Source organism: Paenibacillus glycinis, from assembly GCF_009909185.1.
Taxonomy (GTDB): Bacteria; Bacillota; Bacilli; order Paenibacillales; family Paenibacillaceae; genus Paenibacillus_Z; species Paenibacillus_Z glycinis.
This window is the reverse complement of the sequence record NZ_JAAAMV010000003.1, coordinates 344512-359943: the sequence shown is the minus strand read 5'-3', so window position 1 is coordinate 359943 and position 15432 is coordinate 344512. Positions and strand designations below refer to the sequence as shown.

17 protein-coding genes are annotated in these 15432 nt (G+C 60.0%); 14 read left to right on the top strand and 3 right to left on the bottom strand.

All coding sequences use genetic code 11. The features are described 5' to 3' along the window. Positions 1 to 46: 46 nt before the first annotated feature. The 13 genes from GT019_RS08240 (at position 47) to GT019_RS08180 (ending at position 11721) form a co-directional block, all read left to right on the top strand. Positions 47 to 1240: a Gfo/Idh/MocA family protein gene (locus GT019_RS08240; protein ID WP_161742636.1), complete on the top strand. Its 1194-nt coding sequence runs from the start codon at positions 47 to 49 to the stop codon at positions 1238 to 1240. A gap of 15 nt (positions 1241 to 1255) precedes the next feature. Then, positions 1256 to 2083: a sugar phosphate isomerase/epimerase family protein gene (locus GT019_RS08235; protein WP_161742635.1), complete on the top strand. Its 828-nt coding sequence runs from the start codon at positions 1256 to 1258 to the stop codon at positions 2081 to 2083. A 195-nt stretch (positions 2084 to 2278) separates the two neighbouring features. Continuing rightward, positions 2279 to 2428: a hypothetical protein gene (locus tag GT019_RS08230; protein ID WP_161742634.1), complete on the top strand. Its 150-nt coding sequence runs from the start codon at positions 2279 to 2281 to the stop codon at positions 2426 to 2428. A 193-nt stretch (positions 2429 to 2621) separates the two neighbouring features. Further along, entirely contained in the window at positions 2622 to 3632 is a 1011-nt protein-coding gene (locus tag GT019_RS08225; RefSeq protein WP_235947236.1) for a LacI family DNA-binding transcriptional regulator, read from the top strand. A gap of 79 nt (positions 3633 to 3711) precedes the next feature. Next, the gene (locus GT019_RS08220; RefSeq protein WP_161742632.1) at positions 3712 to 4536 is read left to right on the top strand and encodes an ABC transporter permease; all 825 of its coding nucleotides are present in this window, start codon (positions 3712 to 3714) and stop codon (positions 4534 to 4536) included. Positions 4537 to 4581: 45 nt separating this feature from the next. Next, positions 4582 to 5613, top strand: a complete 1032-nt coding sequence (locus tag GT019_RS08215) for an ABC transporter ATP-binding protein (protein ID WP_161742631.1) — start codon at positions 4582 to 4584, stop codon at positions 5611 to 5613. 40 nt (positions 5614 to 5653) lie between these two features. Next, positions 5654 to 6871, top strand: a complete 1218-nt coding sequence (locus GT019_RS08210) for an extracellular solute-binding protein (RefSeq protein WP_161742630.1) — start codon at positions 5654 to 5656, stop codon at positions 6869 to 6871. Then, a complete protein-coding gene (locus GT019_RS08205; RefSeq protein ID WP_161742802.1) occupies positions 6871 to 7713 on the top strand; it encodes an ABC transporter permease in 843 nt (280 codons plus the stop codon). The genes GT019_RS08210 and GT019_RS08205 overlap by 1 nt, the downstream gene beginning before the upstream one ends. Further along, entirely contained in the window at positions 7713 to 8177 is a 465-nt protein-coding gene (locus tag GT019_RS08200) for a hypothetical protein (protein WP_161742801.1), read from the top strand. Before GT019_RS08205 ends, GT019_RS08200 begins: the two co-directional genes overlap by 1 nt. 4 nt (positions 8178 to 8181) lie before the next feature. Next, the gene (locus tag GT019_RS08195; RefSeq protein WP_161742629.1) at positions 8182 to 9183 is read left to right on the top strand and encodes a CehA/McbA family metallohydrolase; all 1002 of its coding nucleotides are present in this window, start codon (positions 8182 to 8184) and stop codon (positions 9181 to 9183) included. 84 nt (positions 9184 to 9267) lie between these two features. Beyond that, on the top strand, positions 9268 to 10032 hold the full coding sequence (locus tag GT019_RS08190) for a glycerophosphodiester phosphodiesterase (RefSeq protein WP_161742628.1): 765 nt from the start codon (positions 9268 to 9270) through the stop codon (positions 10030 to 10032). Positions 10033 to 10270: 238 nt separating this feature from the next. Further along, the gene (locus GT019_RS08185; protein ID WP_161742627.1) at positions 10271 to 11134 is read left to right on the top strand and encodes a hypothetical protein; all 864 of its coding nucleotides are present in this window, start codon (positions 10271 to 10273) and stop codon (positions 11132 to 11134) included. Continuing rightward, positions 11131 to 11721, top strand: coding sequence for a hypothetical protein (locus GT019_RS08180; RefSeq protein ID WP_161742626.1), 591 nt, complete (start codon positions 11131 to 11133; stop codon positions 11719 to 11721). Before GT019_RS08185 ends, GT019_RS08180 begins: the two co-directional genes overlap by 4 nt. A gap of 260 nt (positions 11722 to 11981) precedes the next feature. Here the strand turns inward: GT019_RS08180 and GT019_RS08175 are convergent, their stop codons facing one another. From GT019_RS08175 to GT019_RS08165, 3 genes are all read right to left on the bottom strand, one after another. Beyond that, positions 11982 to 12626 (bottom strand): MBL fold metallo-hydrolase, encoded by a 645-nt coding sequence (locus GT019_RS08175; RefSeq protein WP_161742625.1) that lies wholly within the window; start codon positions 12624 to 12626, stop codon positions 11982 to 11984. Positions 12627 to 12909: 283 nt separating this feature from the next. Further along, entirely contained in the window at positions 12910 to 14112 is a 1203-nt protein-coding gene (locus GT019_RS08170; RefSeq protein WP_161742624.1) for an MFS transporter, read from the bottom strand. A gap of 84 nt (positions 14113 to 14196) precedes the next feature. Continuing rightward, positions 14197 to 14478 carry an ArsR/SmtB family transcription factor gene (locus GT019_RS08165; RefSeq protein WP_161742623.1) on the bottom strand — a complete coding sequence of 94 codons (282 nt, stop codon included), beginning with the start codon at positions 14476 to 14478 and terminating at the stop codon, positions 14197 to 14199. Positions 14479 to 14687: 209 nt separating this feature from the next. Between GT019_RS08165 and GT019_RS08160 the strand changes: the two genes are divergently transcribed. Further along, on the top strand, positions 14688 to 15170 hold the full coding sequence (locus GT019_RS08160) for a MarR family winged helix-turn-helix transcriptional regulator (protein ID WP_161742622.1): 483 nt from the start codon (positions 14688 to 14690) through the stop codon (positions 15168 to 15170). Positions 15171 to 15432 lie beyond the last annotated feature (262 nt).

Genomic DNA, 15432 nt, shown 5'->3' with positions numbered 1-15432 from the left:
ATAGGATGGAAGGAAGAACTTCAATCGAATGCGGGAGGGCAAGCCAATGAGCGAACGCAAAGTCAGGATCGGGCTCGTCGGGATCGGCAGCATCGGTCAGCATCATGTCAATTATTTGAGCAACATGGACAACGTGGAGCTGGTCGGCGTCTGCGATATCGACCGGGAGAAGGCGGATGCCGCGGCGAAGGCGCACGGAACGGCCGCGTATTACGAGGCCGTCGATTTGCTTGAGCGATCGGGATTGGAGCTGGCGATCGTCGCGGTGCCGCATTACGATCATCCGCGCATCGCGATGGAAGCGTTCCGGCGGGGCATCCACGTCATGTGCGAGAAGCCGATCGCGGTCCATGTCAATGCCGCGCGGGAGATGATCGCCGCCTACGAGGCCGCCAAGCGGCAGCATCCGGAGCTGCAGTTCGCGATCATGTTCCAGGAACGGACGCTGCCCGGCTACGCCAAGCTGAAGGAATTGCTGGCAAGCGGCACGCTCGGCCGGTTGACGCGGGCGACGTGGATCCATACCAAATGGTTCCGCTCCCAGGCCTACTACGACAGCGGGGGCTGGCGCGCCACGTGGGCCGGCGAGGGCGGCGGCATACTGACCAATCAATGCCCGCATACGCTCGACATGTACCAATGGCTGTTCGGGCTGCCGGACTTGATATCGGGTCATGCGCACATCGGCAAATACCACGATATCGAGGTCGAGGACGAGGTGACGGCGTATTTCGAGCATCCAGGGGGCATGATCGGCCATCTGATCGTCACGACGGCGGAGCTGCCGGGCACGAACCGGCTCGAAATCGTCGGCGATCTCGGGAAGCTGCTGCTCGAGAACGGCCAACTGCTGCATTACCGTTATCCGCAGCCGATGCTCGCGTTCACGCGGGAGACGGACCAGCGTTTCGCCGAATGGGAGATCCAGCCCGAGGAGATCGCGTTCGACCGGGATGCGCCGAACGGACATCAGGTCGTCATGGAACGGTTGGTCGGGCGCCTGCTCGGCGGGGACGGCGATTTGATCGCGGAAGGACCGGAAGGGCTCGGGGCCCTGACGCTGGCCAACGGCATCATGCTTTCTTCGTTCCAGAAGCGTCCGGTGACGGTGCCGATCGACGGCGACGCCTTCCTGGCGGAACTGGAAGAGCGGATCCGCACCTCGAGCTACGTGAAGAAAGCCGTACGCGCGCCGGGCGCCGAGGAAGACATGTCCGCTTCCTTCGGAACGGCCAACTAAGAGGAGGAAGCGACTATGCCAACCGTCAAACTAACCTGCTTCGCCGACGAAATCTCGCATGATTTGGAAGAACAGCTGGACGTGCTGGGACAAGAGGGACTTGCCCACGTCGAGCTGCGGGGCGTATGGGGCAAAAACGTCCTCGACCTGACCGCCGAAGAGCTGGCGGAGTTGCGCAGGATCGCCGACGCGCGCGGCTTCGGCATCTCGTCCGTGGCGTCGCCGATCGGCAAATACGGCATCGCCGACGACTTCGCGCCGCAGCTCGAGAGCTTGAACCGGGCCATCGCCGCCGCCAAGGCGCTCGGCACGCCGTATATCCGCGTCTTCTCGTATTACCTGCCCGAGGGCGCCGGCCTCGACGACTGGCGGGCAGAAGCGCTCAGCCGGATGAAGCGGCTGACGGCCGTCGCCGAAAGCCAGGGCGTCGTGCTGATCCTGGAGAACGACAGCGGCCTATACGGCTCCAAGGACGATCGCTGCTTGGAGATCCTGGAGCATTGCGATTCGAATTCGCTCCGGCTCGCGTTCGATCCCGGGAACTTCGTCATGGAAGACGTGCGGCCGATGACGGAGGCGTATCCGAAGCTGGCGCCGTATGTCGCGTACGTCCATGTGAAGGACGCCATGTCCGAGCCGAGGCAATTCGCGCCGGCCGGCGAGGGCGAAGGGCAGATACCGGAGCTGCTGCAGGCCCTGCAGGCGCGCGGATATGACGGTTTCTTGTCCGTGGAGCCGCATCTCCAGCATTACCTGCCGCACGCCTCCAATCCCAAGCGCGTCGTAACCGCGGTCCGCGCGCTGAAGGCGCTGCTGGAGCGGACCGGCCAGGCATGGGAATGAGCGAAGGGTAATAGTCTCGGCAGCCATGCCGTCAATCGAGCAGAAGGTCTCATCCACCGCGGCGGATGGAGGACGTCTGCTTTTTTGCTGCGCATCGCGAATCTTGATCTTATCTTGATCCCGGCTTCGCTTTTTCTTGATCGCCTGTCGGGATGCTTGCTCTTGTGAGCTAGATCGAGCGAGAGGATGAGATGTGTGAGAAAAAGCCTGCTGACAGTCGTATGCGCGGCCAGCCGCGGCGAGGCGAACGACGACAGCGGCCGAAGCGGCGAAGGAACGGCTCCGCGATTCCGACCGGATTTCGGATTTCGTCTGCCGGCCGACCGGCCAAAAATCGATTTGTAGCGACGGCGTTTACACAAAAAGACCGAATCAGGGGGCTGATCCGGTCTTTTTGCTATTTTTTGGGTTTTTTAGGCGTCAGATTTACAATTCCTTAGGTTCAGTTTAACGCAGCAGAAACACCGCTTCTCTATTCTAAGTGTGTGGGAACGGTCTCATGTGGGAACGGTCTCACAGCCGGAAAGGGAGTGCACCTTTGGATAATCCGACCATTAAAGAAATCGCCCTGCGCGCCGGGGTTTCGAAGTCCACCGTTTCAAGAATCATCTCCGGCAAAGGTTACTCCAGTCCCGAAGCCCGCGACAAGGTGCTCGCGCTGATCGAAGAATTGCAATACAAACCGAACGCGGTCGCGCGGGCCATGGTGTCGCAGCGCACGCACAACATCGGCGTGCTCCTGTACAGGCGGGACCATCCGATCGCCTCGCATCCGTTCTACGGAAAAATCGTCGATGCCATCCTCCTGGCGGCGGCAAGCCTGAACTACTCGGTCTTCGTCACGACCGATCACGACATGTCGTACCGATCGGCCGATTTCATGATGGAGAAGCGCGTGGACGGGCTCATCCTCATCAGCCGCCTGCAGCAGAACGTCATCGACCATATTACCAAATTCGGCGTTCCCTACGTCATGGTGAACGGTTCGACGGACGTCGACGGCGTCATTCACATCGTCAACCAGGACGAAGAGGGAGGCAGGCTGGTCGCCGAGCATCTGACCCGCACCGGACACGACCGGATCTTCGTCATCGCCGGACCGCAGACGCACCGCAGCCATCATTTGCGGTTCAAGGGCTTCATGACTTGCATGGCACTGTCCGGGATCGAAGTGCCGGAAGCCGCGGTCCGCTACGCGGAGACCTCGACCTTCGCCGAAGGCTACGACATCATGAGCCGCCAGTGGGGACCCTTCCGGGCAGGCCGGTACTCGGCGATCTTCGCCACCAACGACATGCTCGCGCTCGGCGCCATGAAATTTCTGCTGGAGCAGTCGGTGCGCATCCCCGAGCAGATCTCGGTGGTCGGCTTCGACGACATCGATTTCGCGGCGATGTTCGCGCCTTCCTTGACCACGGTCAAGGTCGATGCCGGCGAGATGGGCAGGCAATCGATCAAGCTGCTCGACCAGCTGATCCGCCAGGAGCCGAACGTCGCGCATCCGAGCCAGCTGCAACCGAAGCTAATCGTCAGGCAATCGACCAAATGAACAAAACGGGCATCCGCCGCGCCGGCGGCTTGTTCGGACATAATCGCAGATTAACCATCGAAAGGAGCGACAATCATTCATGCGCTGGTATCTCAAAGCGTTGGGCACCCGCAAAATCGTCGAATTCATCGTGCTCGTGCTCTTCGTCATCTTCTTCCTCGGCCCTCTGCTGAACTTGGCCATCCTGGCCTTCACCGGCAAATGGAGCTACCCAGACGTGCTGCCGCATCAATGGTCCATGAAATGGTGGACCTTCGTCTTCAAGCAGGAGGATATCGCGAAGTCCATCGGCCTCTCGTTCATGATCGCCGCGATCGTGACGGGGTTGTCCATCCTGATCTGCATCCCGGCGGCTTACGCGTTCGCCCGGATCCGTTTCCCGCTCAGCAAGTTCTTCCTGTTCTCGTTCCTGCTGACGCACGCGTTTCCGAAGATGGGCTTGTACGTGTCGATCGCGGTGCTGTTCTACAAGCTGGGTCTCATGAACACGCTGCTCGGCGTCGTGCTGATCCATATGATCAACGTGCTGATGTTCATGACGTGGATTCCGACCGCCGCCTTCCGCAACGTGCACAAGGCGCAGGAGGAATCGGCGAGAGACGTCGGGGCCGGCCCGTTCCGGGTGTTTCTGAAGATCACGCTGCCGATGGCCCTGCCGGGCATCATCGTCGCTTCGATCTTCACGTTCCTGAACTCGCTCGACGAGGCGCAGGGGACGTTCCTGGTCGGCATTCCGAATTATAAAACGATGCCGATCGTCATGTATTCGATCATCAGCGATTATCCGGCGTATGCCGGCGCGGTGTTCTCGATCATCCTGACGGCCCCGACGATCATCCTGCTGCTCGCCGCGAAGCGGTTCGTCAGCGCGGATGTCATGTCGAGCGGCTTTCAGCTCAAGTAACGTCGCGGAACGCGGCGGATCAATCGCAGATTCAAGGAGGCCATTATGGAAATTCAGCTTTCCGTTCAACAATTGTCGAAACGGTACCATACCGGCGAAGGCGTGACCGGCATCTCGCTCGACGTGCGCAAAGGCGAGCTCGTGACGCTGCTCGGCCCGTCCGGCTGCGGCAAAACGACGGTGCTGCGCAGCATCGGCGGATTCCTCGAGCCCGATTCCGGCGAGATTCTCATCGAAGGCACGAGCGTGCTGAAGTCGCCGCCCGAGAAACGCCCGACCTCGATGGTGTTCCAAGGCTACAATCTATGGCCGCATATGACGGTGTTCGATAACCTGGCGTTCGGTCTTAAAATACGCAAGATGAAGAAAGAAGACATCCGCAAAGCGGTCGGGGAAGCGCTGCAGCTCGTGCGGCTGCCGGGCTCCGAGAACAAGCATCCCGGCGAGCTCTCGGGCGGACAGCAGCAGCGCGTCGCGCTGGCCCGTTCCCTGCTCCTGAAGCCGGCCGTCCTACTGCTGGACGAGCCCTTCTCCGCGCTCGACGCCAAGCTGCGGCACGAGATGCGCGAGGAGCTGCGGGATATCCAGGCGCAGACCGGGCTTACGATGGTGTTCGTCACCCATGACCAGGAAGAAGCGCTGTCGATCTCGGACCGCATCGTCGTCATGAATCATGGCAATATCGAGCAGATCGCGTCGCCCCAGGAGATCTACGATGAACCGAATACGCTGTTCGTCGCGCAGTTTATCGGCAAAATGAACTTTTTGAAAGGGGTGATTTCGGAAGGCCAAGTTACCGTAGGGAAGTTGAGGTTTCCAAATTCGAACCGGTTATCCGGCGGGGTAAGGCTGGCCATCCGGCCTGAAGATGTCATCATGAACGGTCATGAGGAAGAAAGCTTGCCCGGCGTCATCAAACAGATCATGGTTCTGGGCCACTATGCCGAAGTCTCGATTCAAGTGCCGGAGCACGGCGTCATTCGGGCGTTTCAGCCGCGGGATGCGGTCAAGGCGCTGCATTCGGGCGACCCGGTTCGCGTCAGCTTCAAGAAAGTACTCACTTATCCGGAAGTCTAATTCCAAACGAATCCCCCAATGCCAAGGAGGCAAATAAGCCATGTTACGCAAAAAATCCGCTCTTACCTTACTGACAGTAACTACCGTTACCGCAGCGCTTCTCGCCGGTTGCGGAAGCACGAACAACGGCGACAACGCGGCAAACAACGGCGCAGCCATTAACGGCGCGGCCAACGGCGCGACGAACGCGGGCGGCAACGCGGCTCCCGCGGACGCCGCGGGCAAACCGGTCGAATTCAACTTCTACTTCACCGGGTCGGAGAACGTCAAGAGCCTGTGGGACGCGATCATTCCGATGTTCGAGAAGGATCATGCGGATATCAAGGTAAACGAAGTGTACATTCCGTCCGGCACGGGCGCGCAGCCGACGTACGATCGGATTCTCGCGGCGAAGCAGGCGGGCAAAGGCTCCGGCGGCATCGACCTGTACGAGGACGGCCTGTCCAACGTCACCCAGGGGCAAAAGGACGATCTGTGGGATACGCTCGATCCGGCCAAAATCGCCAACCTCGCTTCCGTCGACCCCAACACGCTGAAGGACGTGTCCAACCTGGCGCTTCCGTACCGTTCGTCCGCGGTCGTGCTGGCGTACAACAGCGATAAGGTCAAGTCGCCTCCGAAGACGCTCGACGAGCTGTTCGCCTGGATCAAGGCGAATCCGGAACGCTTTGCCTACAACGACCCGTCCACGGGCGGCGCCGGCAGCTCGTTCGTCACGACGACGCTGTACGACAAACTGCCGGAAGACGCGATCCACAGCACGGATGCGAGCATCGAGAAGCAATGGGACGCCGGCTTCAAAACGTTGAAGGACCTCGGCAAATACGTATACGGCAAAGGCATCTATCCGAAGAAAAACCAAGGCACGCTGGATCTGCTGATCAGCGGCGAAGTCGACATGATCCCGGCATGGTCGGACATGGCGCTCGAGCAAATCGGCAACGGCCAGCTGCCGGAAACGACCAAAATCTCGCAAATCACCCCTGGCTTCAACGGCGGCCCGACGTACCTGATGGTGCCGAAGCTGTCGGACAAGAAGGACGCGGTCAATGAATTCCTGAACTTCGTGCTGTCGCCGGAAGCGCAAGCCGTCGTCGTGACCAAAATGCACGGCTTCCCGGGCATCCAGCTCTCCAACATGCCGCAGGATATCCAGGATTCCTTCAAAGGCGTGGCCGAAGGCTTCCGGACGTTCAACATCGGCGACCTCGGCAACGAGATCAATAAACGCTGGCAAAGCGACGTAGCCGCGCAATGATGAAGAAACAGGTGAAAATGGGGATACTGGGATTGCTTCTGGTCATCCCCTCTTTTCTGTTGCTGTTCGTCACGGTGGTCATCCCGATCGGAGTCTCGTTCAAGGAGAGCCTGACCAACAAGGAAGGCGGCTTCGATCTGTCGAATTACAAATTCTTGTTCACCGACAAGCTGATGCGCTCCAATATCGTCTTCTCGCTGGAAGTGACGGTCATCTCGGTCGTGATCGTGCTTATCGTTAGTTATGCGCTGGCGGCTTACATGCGATTCAACAACGGCAAAATCGTGAAATGGATCAAAAACATGTACATGATCCCGATCTTCATCCCGTCGGTCATCGCGACCTACGGCTTGATTCAGCTGCTGGGCAACCACGGCTGGCTTTCGCGCTGGGTGCTGCTGCTCGGCGGCGGCGATATTCCGCGCCTCATTTTCGACATGAAAGGCATCATCATCGCGCAATTGTGGTTCAACATCCCGTTCACGACGATGCTGCTCGGCTCCGCCTTGACGGGCGTGCCCGACGCGGTCATCGAGAGCGCGAAGGACGTCGGCGCGGGCAAGATGCGCCTGTTCACCCGGTTCATCCTGCCGCTCACGTACAAGACGCTGCTCGTGGCCATTACGTTCGTCTTCATGGGCGTCATCGGCTCGTTCACCGCGCCGTTCCTGCTCGGTCCGAACGCGCCGCAGATGCTCGGGGTATCGATGGAGCAGATCTTCAGCGTGTTCCAAGAGAAGCAGCAAGCGTCCGCGCTGGCGTTCTTCACGTTCCTGCTCTGCTCGGTCATGGGCTACTTCTACATTCGCAGCATGGTCAAGGAAGAGGGGGCGCGGTCTTGATGAAACGTCTCGTGCTGGATGCGGAGGGACTGGTGCAGCCGGTCTGCTCCAAGACGCATATCGCGTACAGCTTCCACCTGGCTAAGCCGGGCGGCAAGCTGTGGATCGATTTCGCGTACGAACCCAAGAATCTGGAAGACCGCGAGCGGTCGCGGGAACTGATCGCGGCCGGCGTGGAGAAGTACACGGAGCCGGCGCAGCGCGAGCTGGTCATGGACCGCTGGGAATCTTTCCTGCCGCTCAAAAATTTGATTACCGTCTCCGTCGACGATCCGGCGCGGCATCGGGGGGCGGGCCATCGCCATGATCCCGAGCAGCTCCTGCAGCTGGGCGAAGAGGAAGCGTCGCCGGGCTTCGTATCCGGCGAGCTGATCGAAGGCTTATGGCGCGTCACGCTGAGCCTGCACGCGATCGTGACGGACGACTGCCGTTACCGGCTGCGAATACATCACGAGGAGGCGTAGCATCATGCGCTGGACGGCATGCGAGCTGCATAGTCATACGTTTCACAGCGACGGCAGGCAATCCCTGCTCGAGCTGGCCGAAGGGGCGAAATCGCTCGGGTTCGAGTGCGTCGCGCTGACGGATCATAACACGATGACGGGGTTGGAGAACAAAGAGCGCGTTGAATCGGATACGGGCATGACGATCATATCGGGCATGGAGTGGACGACCTTCTACGGGCATATGGTCACGATCGGCCTGACCGCATTCGTGGATTGGCGTCCCGCGGGGCCGGGCGACATCGACGCGGGTATCGCGCGGGTCCACGCCGCCGGCGGCATTGCCGGCATGGCGCATCCGTTTCGCATCGGCAGTCCGATGTGCACGGGCTGCTTCTGGGAATTCGAGATCTCGGATTGGAACGCGCTCGATTATATCGAGGTGTGGTCGGGGACCTTTCCGTCGATCAAGACGGACAATGCGCGCGCGTTCCGGCTCTGGACGGAGAAGCTGAACGAAGGGTACCGAATCGCGGCGACGTCCGGACGCGACTGGCATGCCCAGGATCGGACCGAAGAGCCGGTCTCGGTGACGTATCTGCTGCTCGACGATTCGAAGGACGGCGTCACGGAGCGGGCGGTGCGCGCGCTGGCCGCCGGCAGGGCCGCGGTCACGATGGGGCCGCTCGTCACGCTCGAGCTGCGGTCGGAGACGGGAGTTTTCGGCATCGGCGCCTGCGTGCCGGCGCAGGATCGGAGCACCGGCTACGAAGCCGTCGCGACGATCGATTTTGGGGCAAGAGAAGGCAAGTGGGCATTCCCCGATGCGGGCTATACGCTCGCGTTGACGAGCAATCTAGGCGTGATCGGCGAAGCCGACGCGAGCGAGGAACAGACGGAGTACGGATTCGACATTCCCGGCGACGGCCTGCTATGGGTGCGGGCGGAGCTGAAGGGAACGGTGCGCGGCGTTCGCACGACGATCGCCTTCACCAATGCGATTTACGCGGATTCGGACCAAGCCTAGGCTTCCGAAGTCGCGATGATCCGCGCTGCGGCAGGCTTTCACTACGATGGCCCGACCCGCGCAAATTTAAGGAGCGTGAATGAGATGACGCGACGTTTTCCGCTTGTAACGGCGCATGCCGGCAGCATGAACATTCTGGCGCATACGCTTCGCTCGGTTCAGATCGGACTCGAGCTCGGCGCCGACGTGGTGGAAGAAGATATTCGGGTGACCAGGGACGGCGTCCCTGTATTGGCGCATGACGACGAATGGTCGACCGCGGATCGGTCGACCGTGCATATAGCGGAGATGACCTACGCGGAATTAAGCGGTCTGCAATTGGAAGCGGAGCAGGGGGAATTGCGGGAAACGTTCCGCCTCCTCCGGTTGGAAGACATCCTGCCACTGATGCAGGCTTCGGGCAAGATCATCAATCTGGACTTGAAGGTCGACGAGGCGATCGAGCCGACGGCGGCGCTGGTCAAGCGGTACGGCTTGTCGGAGCGGGCTTTCTTCTCCGGCTGCCAGCGGGACCGGGCGCTTCTGGCCGAGCGGCTGCAGCCGGAGATGCGCAAGATGCTCAACACCGACGTCGAGCTGTTCAAGACGATGTCCTACCGGGACGCGATGGTCCGGACCTGCGAGGATGCCCGGGCGGCAGCTTGCCGGGGCATTAACATCTATCACGGCATCCTGCGCAAGGAATTCGTGGATTATGCCGCGGAGCAAGGCCTGCCTGTCTACGCATGGACCGTCGAGGACGCAGCGCTGATGCGCCAATACGCGGATTGGGGCGTGCGTTCGATTACGACGCGCGGCGTTGCGACGCTGCTGCAGGTCAAGCGGGATTGGCTGGAGCAGGAGCAATAGCGGCTGGCTAGCGCGCACTGTCGGCATCTTGCGGTTTGCAGAACGGATAGTAAGGGGGATCATCTTTGCCGATGATCCCTTTTTTTTATCGGGATTCTTGCAAGCGCAATCATTGGACATGCGATTAAGAAGCCGAAGGAGCCGAATCCGATCGCTGACGATTAATTCGGAACATTTTGCCCATTTGGAAGTATTATCCTTTGCAGGCGACGGATCTGCAGGGGAGGGAAGACCGGATATGAAAATGCGTTACGCCGCGTACGGCATTGCGGCGCTGCTGATTATCGCGAGCTGGATCGGCAATATTGCCTACAGCCGGTATTATCGGCTGCCGGAGGGGCGGTTTCTGGTGCATCGCATCGAAGCGACGGATACGCCGTCCGCGGCGTTCGCCCTCGTGTACGTCGCGAACAAGGACGACAAGCGGACGATCCGGTCGATCGCCGTAGGAGGACTGCCGACGCTGCGATTCGGCCCCGCAAACGGGAGGCAAGAGCTGAGTCGTCAAACCGTGTATACGTTCATGGGCAGCTACGCAGGCGACCCGGCGCGAAAATCCGCTTTGCCTCCCTTGGTCGTCCGCGACGTCGATGTGACCTTCGACGACGGGCAGACGCAAACGATGCGCGTAGGCGAAATCATCGTCTATCGCGACGACTACCCGCCGCGCGAGATCGATTCGCCCGTGACCGTGACTGCGACGACGGGCGGCTCCGATCATAGCGGCTCCGTAACGGCTCTTGTCAATCGCGAGGCAGAGCTCACGGGGACGACGTCCGCCTGGCTCTCGAGGCTGGGGCAGGCGTTTCCGTTCCGCGTGAGCCTCATCGATGCCATCGGTCAACCCGCAACGTCGGTAAAGCCCGAATCGGATTATCCGGTCCGGCTGGTCAGAGGGCAGCATATCGTAACGGACTATCAATTCCGATTTCCCGCGGGGGACCCGCATGCGATGGAGGCGTACAATCTCCTGCTGACGCATGAATTCCTGGAAGCGGACGGCGAGCGGACGGAATATCGCGTCGATGCGCGCTATGTGCCCGATTTCACCGAATCGCGGATGAAGGCCTTCGTTCGCGCGGCGAGGAGGGAAGCCGGATGAAATTCTCTTATTCCCGCATCGTCCTGGGCTTGACGTTCGAGCTGATCGATTTTCGCATCATGAATTTCGATCTGCTTCCGGATGTCGTCGGGTACCTGCTCGTCATGTGGGGCGCCTACCGGCTGAGCGGCGGCAACCGCGTCTTCCTGATCGCCTGGCTCGCGGCGGCGGTTCAGCTGCTGCCCGCTTGCGGCGAGCTGTTCGGGCATCGCATCGAGGTGCCGCTGCTCGGTTCCGAAACGTTCAAGACGCCGCAACTCGCAGAAGCCGCGCTCAAGACCCTGGTTGAAGCCGCGATGCTGGCAGGCATTTGCGCGGGCATCCGCGCCAGCGCCGCGAAGCGGGGGCTGCGCGGCTTGGCTGAAGCCGCCCGGACGCGATGGAGAATCGTGGTCGTCATGGACGGCGCGCTCCTGCTGCTGCTGCCTTTCTTGCTGAACACCACAAAGAACAGCTGGGAGTTCTTCTTTCTTCTGCTTGCCGTCGCTGCGTTTCTCGCGCATTTCAGCATTGTTTTCCTCGTTAACCGCGCGGGCAGGGAGGGGCATGACGATAGCGAGGAAGCAAGCGGTCCCGGGCAGCAATGAACAGCGGCTAGATGCCGATGATAACGGCGCTTCGACCCGATGAAGCAACTCGGCGAGGCAAACAGCAAGGCGCGGTAACTAGCGAGATAGGGTGTCAAAAAGGCGGACCAAGAGGCTCATCGGGCACCTTGCGGTACCCCGCGCTGAAAGCCCCGCAAGCTGCCGAGGGCCAAACTCAAAAGGACGGCTAGCCATGGCTTTCGAAGCCAAAGTTAGCCGTCCTTTATGCTTGTTCTTGTCGGCAGGGAGCCGGGGAGCGATTACTTTATCTCCACGGGGCCCGCATCCAAAATCGCCTGCAGGCGATCCTGCAGGTTGTCCGTGCATTCGCCGCCATGGTAGGCGATGATCTTTTCGAGCTCCAGCGATCGGAATTTGGCGATGGATTGCAGCGCCGTGGCTTGATCCGGCGTGTAGGCCGGGCTGTAAGATTGCAGGATGCCGTCTTGCGCCGTCAGGGCATCGCCGGCGATCAACGTCTTGCTCGGAATATGGTAGAACGACGTGTGGTCCGGCGTATGTCCGGGCGAGAACACCACTCGAATGCCGCCGGCGAAAGGCAGCACATCGCCGTCCTGCAGGGCGACATCGACTTTGACGGGCGTACTGACGAGCTTCTTGCTCTTATCGAGGGGGATTTCCCCGGCCAAGTACGGCACGGCGACTTCATGGGCGAGCACTTGAATCCGGTCTCCGAACGCTTGTACCAGATCAGGCAGGCTGCCGATATGATCCATGTCTTGATGGGTAATGAGAACTTTGGTCAGCTTCTCGAACGGAATCCCCGCTTCTTGGAACGCGACGCGAATCAGCTCCGTTTGGCCGGGAATTCCGGTATCGACGAGAATGACGTCTCGATCGTCCCACAAGACGGTCGGATTGAAGGGATTGCCCCGATTTTCCATGCTAAGTTGAATGCTCCTGATGCCTACGCCCGATTGAACCAATTCGAACACCGCCTTATACTTAATTGTATACGAGCTAATTATTCCTCTACGCCGCGGGAAAATCAATCTCTTTCTGGCTGCCGGACGAAATAAGCGAATGCTGCGCGCAGTCGACGGCCGAGGACTCTCTTCGCGAAAAGAAGCCCGCGGCCTGCTTGTCACAGCAGAGCCGCGGGCTTCTTCCCGCGTTGGTCGGATCAAGCCCTTCGGCGCGACCGATAACAGCGCAGCGAATCGCTGCTTACGCGCCGATCTTGTCGGCGCTCGCCTCCTTATGCGCCGCGCGGGAAGCCGCGCCGACGCGGAAGTACCCGAAGGCCGCCGCGGACATGAGCGCGGCGATGGCGACGCCGGCCGCGCCGATCCACGTAACGGCGCTCAGCGAAGCGCCTTCCACGACCACGCCGCCGATGCCCGCACCTGCAGCCATGGCCAGCTGCACGACGGAGCTGTTCAAGCTAAGCATGATGCTGGTCGCTTCGGGAGCGAGCGAGATCAGGTGGTACTGCTGCGTCGGGCCGGAGGACCAGGCGGAGAAGGACCAGAGCATGAGCAGCGGGAACATGAGGGCGGGCGAATGGGCCGCGAACGAGATCACGATCAGCCAAGCCGCATGGAACAGCATGCCGGTCACCAGCGTGGGCTTGAAACCCCAGCGGTCGGTGCCGAATCCGCCCAGCTTGGAGCCGATCAGGCTGGCAACGCCGAACGCGAGCAGCGCGATGCTGACGAATTTCCCGCTCATGCCCGTAATATCGAGCAGGAATGGGGAAATATACGTATAGGTGATGGAATAACCGCCGAGCCAGAAGAACGTAATGCCGAGCGCGACGACGATTTTAGGATTTTTAAGCAGTTTCAGCTGGTCGCGGAGCGGCACCGGCTGCTCGCCGTCCGTCTTCGGAATCGCGAAGGCGATGAGCAGCAAGGCAAGCAGGCCGAGCGCGCCGATGCCGGCGAAGACCACCTGCCAATCATAAGCGGAAGCGACCAGCCGGCCGAGCGGAACGCCGACGATCAGCGCCGTGCTGAAGCCCATGACGAGCGTGGCGATGGCGCTGCCCTGCTTCTCGGGCGGCGCGAGCTTGGCGGCGACCGTGAGCGCGGTGACGACGAATACCCCGCTGCTGAGCGCGACGATAACGCGCGACGCGATGAGGGCGCCGAAGCCGGAGAACAAGAAGGCCGCGGCGTTGCCGACGATGAATACCGCGAGCGCGTACAGCATCAGCTTTTTCCGGTCGACTTTGGCGGCGGCTGCCATCAGGAAGGGCGTGCCGAATCCGTAAGCGAGCGAGAATACGGTGATCAGCTGGCCGGCCGCGGCGACCGAGACGCCGATATCGTCGGATACTTTATCCAGAATGCCGGCAATGATGAATTCGGACGTGCCGACGAGAAAGCTGACCAAAGCCAGCATATAGATTTTCACATTATAAGACAAACGTTCCAGCTCCTTATCCGTATCTCTCTTTAATAATAATTTTATATTTCTAAATTTATCGAAATAAAAGACATAAAAAAACGGCTATCCGAGCAGATAGGGAGCGTACTTGCGCGCGACTTCCTTATTGACGCTGTAATAAATGTACGTGCCGTCTTTGCGCAGCGTGAGCAGGCCGCATTCCGTAAGCTGCTTCAAATGATGCGACAGCGTGGAACCGGCAACGGACTCGAGCTTGCTGCCGATGTCGGAGCAGCAGAGATTCATCTCTTCCGTAAGAAGCATCGCTATTTTGATCCGGGTCGGCTCTCCGAGTGCTTTGTAGACTTTCACTGCGCGTTTGACTTCCTCGTTGTCCTCGACCATGGTTTCTCACCGCCTTTGCCCTTATATTTCGAAAACTATAGAAACAACAATATCATACCTCGACCGTCGTTGTAAATGGGCGATTCGTGCGAACTCGGTTGTCCGGTCTCCTCCGGCGCAGCTTGCAGGAGCACCGGTCGAATTGACATCGGCTTTCAATGGCGTATACTTAACTTGTATGTACACAAAACGATAAAGGAGGCACCGGAATGGATAATCAAACCGATCGCGCTGCCGTCGAACATGTCGATCTCGCCCAAGCCGAACCGGCGGACGACTCCTTCCTCCGCACGTGCCTGTTTTTCAACGCCAATCGGCTCAGCCGCGCCGTGACGCGGATGGCAGAGGAACAATTCGCCCGGACCGGCCTGTCGCCGATGTACGGCTACTTGATACTAATCGTGAACGGCTCGCCGGGGATCACGCAGAAGCTGCTGGCGGAGAAGCTTTACATCACGCCTTCGACGCTGACCCGGTTTATCGATAAATTGGAAACGAAGGGGCTCGTGGAGCGCAAGGTGAGCGGGAAGACGGTGCTTGTCTATCCGACGGATAAGGGACTTGCCCTGGAGCCGCAGATCCGATCGGCCTCCAAAGACTTCAAGGTCAATTACCAAGAGATTTTGGGCGAGGAATTAGCGACTCTGCTCTCGTCCGAGCTGGAGAAGACGAGCGGGTTGCTGGAAAAATAAGCGAAAGCGACGACGATTTGGACACCGGCCTTTAATGGCCGGTGTTTTTTTGCGCGCGACGGCCGGCCGCGGGGGACGGTCCGGCCTTCTTTTCGCGCCGACGGGGGTTCTCGCGAATGCGCGCCCTGTTTCCGATATCGGCGAAGAAGGTAATTCGATTGTAGTCCGCCCCGCGCTTGTGACATTTTGTTGACATCGGGTTCATGCTGCCGTGACAAGCGGGGGTTATGCTGATGGAGCAAGCATCGAACGAAAGAAAGAG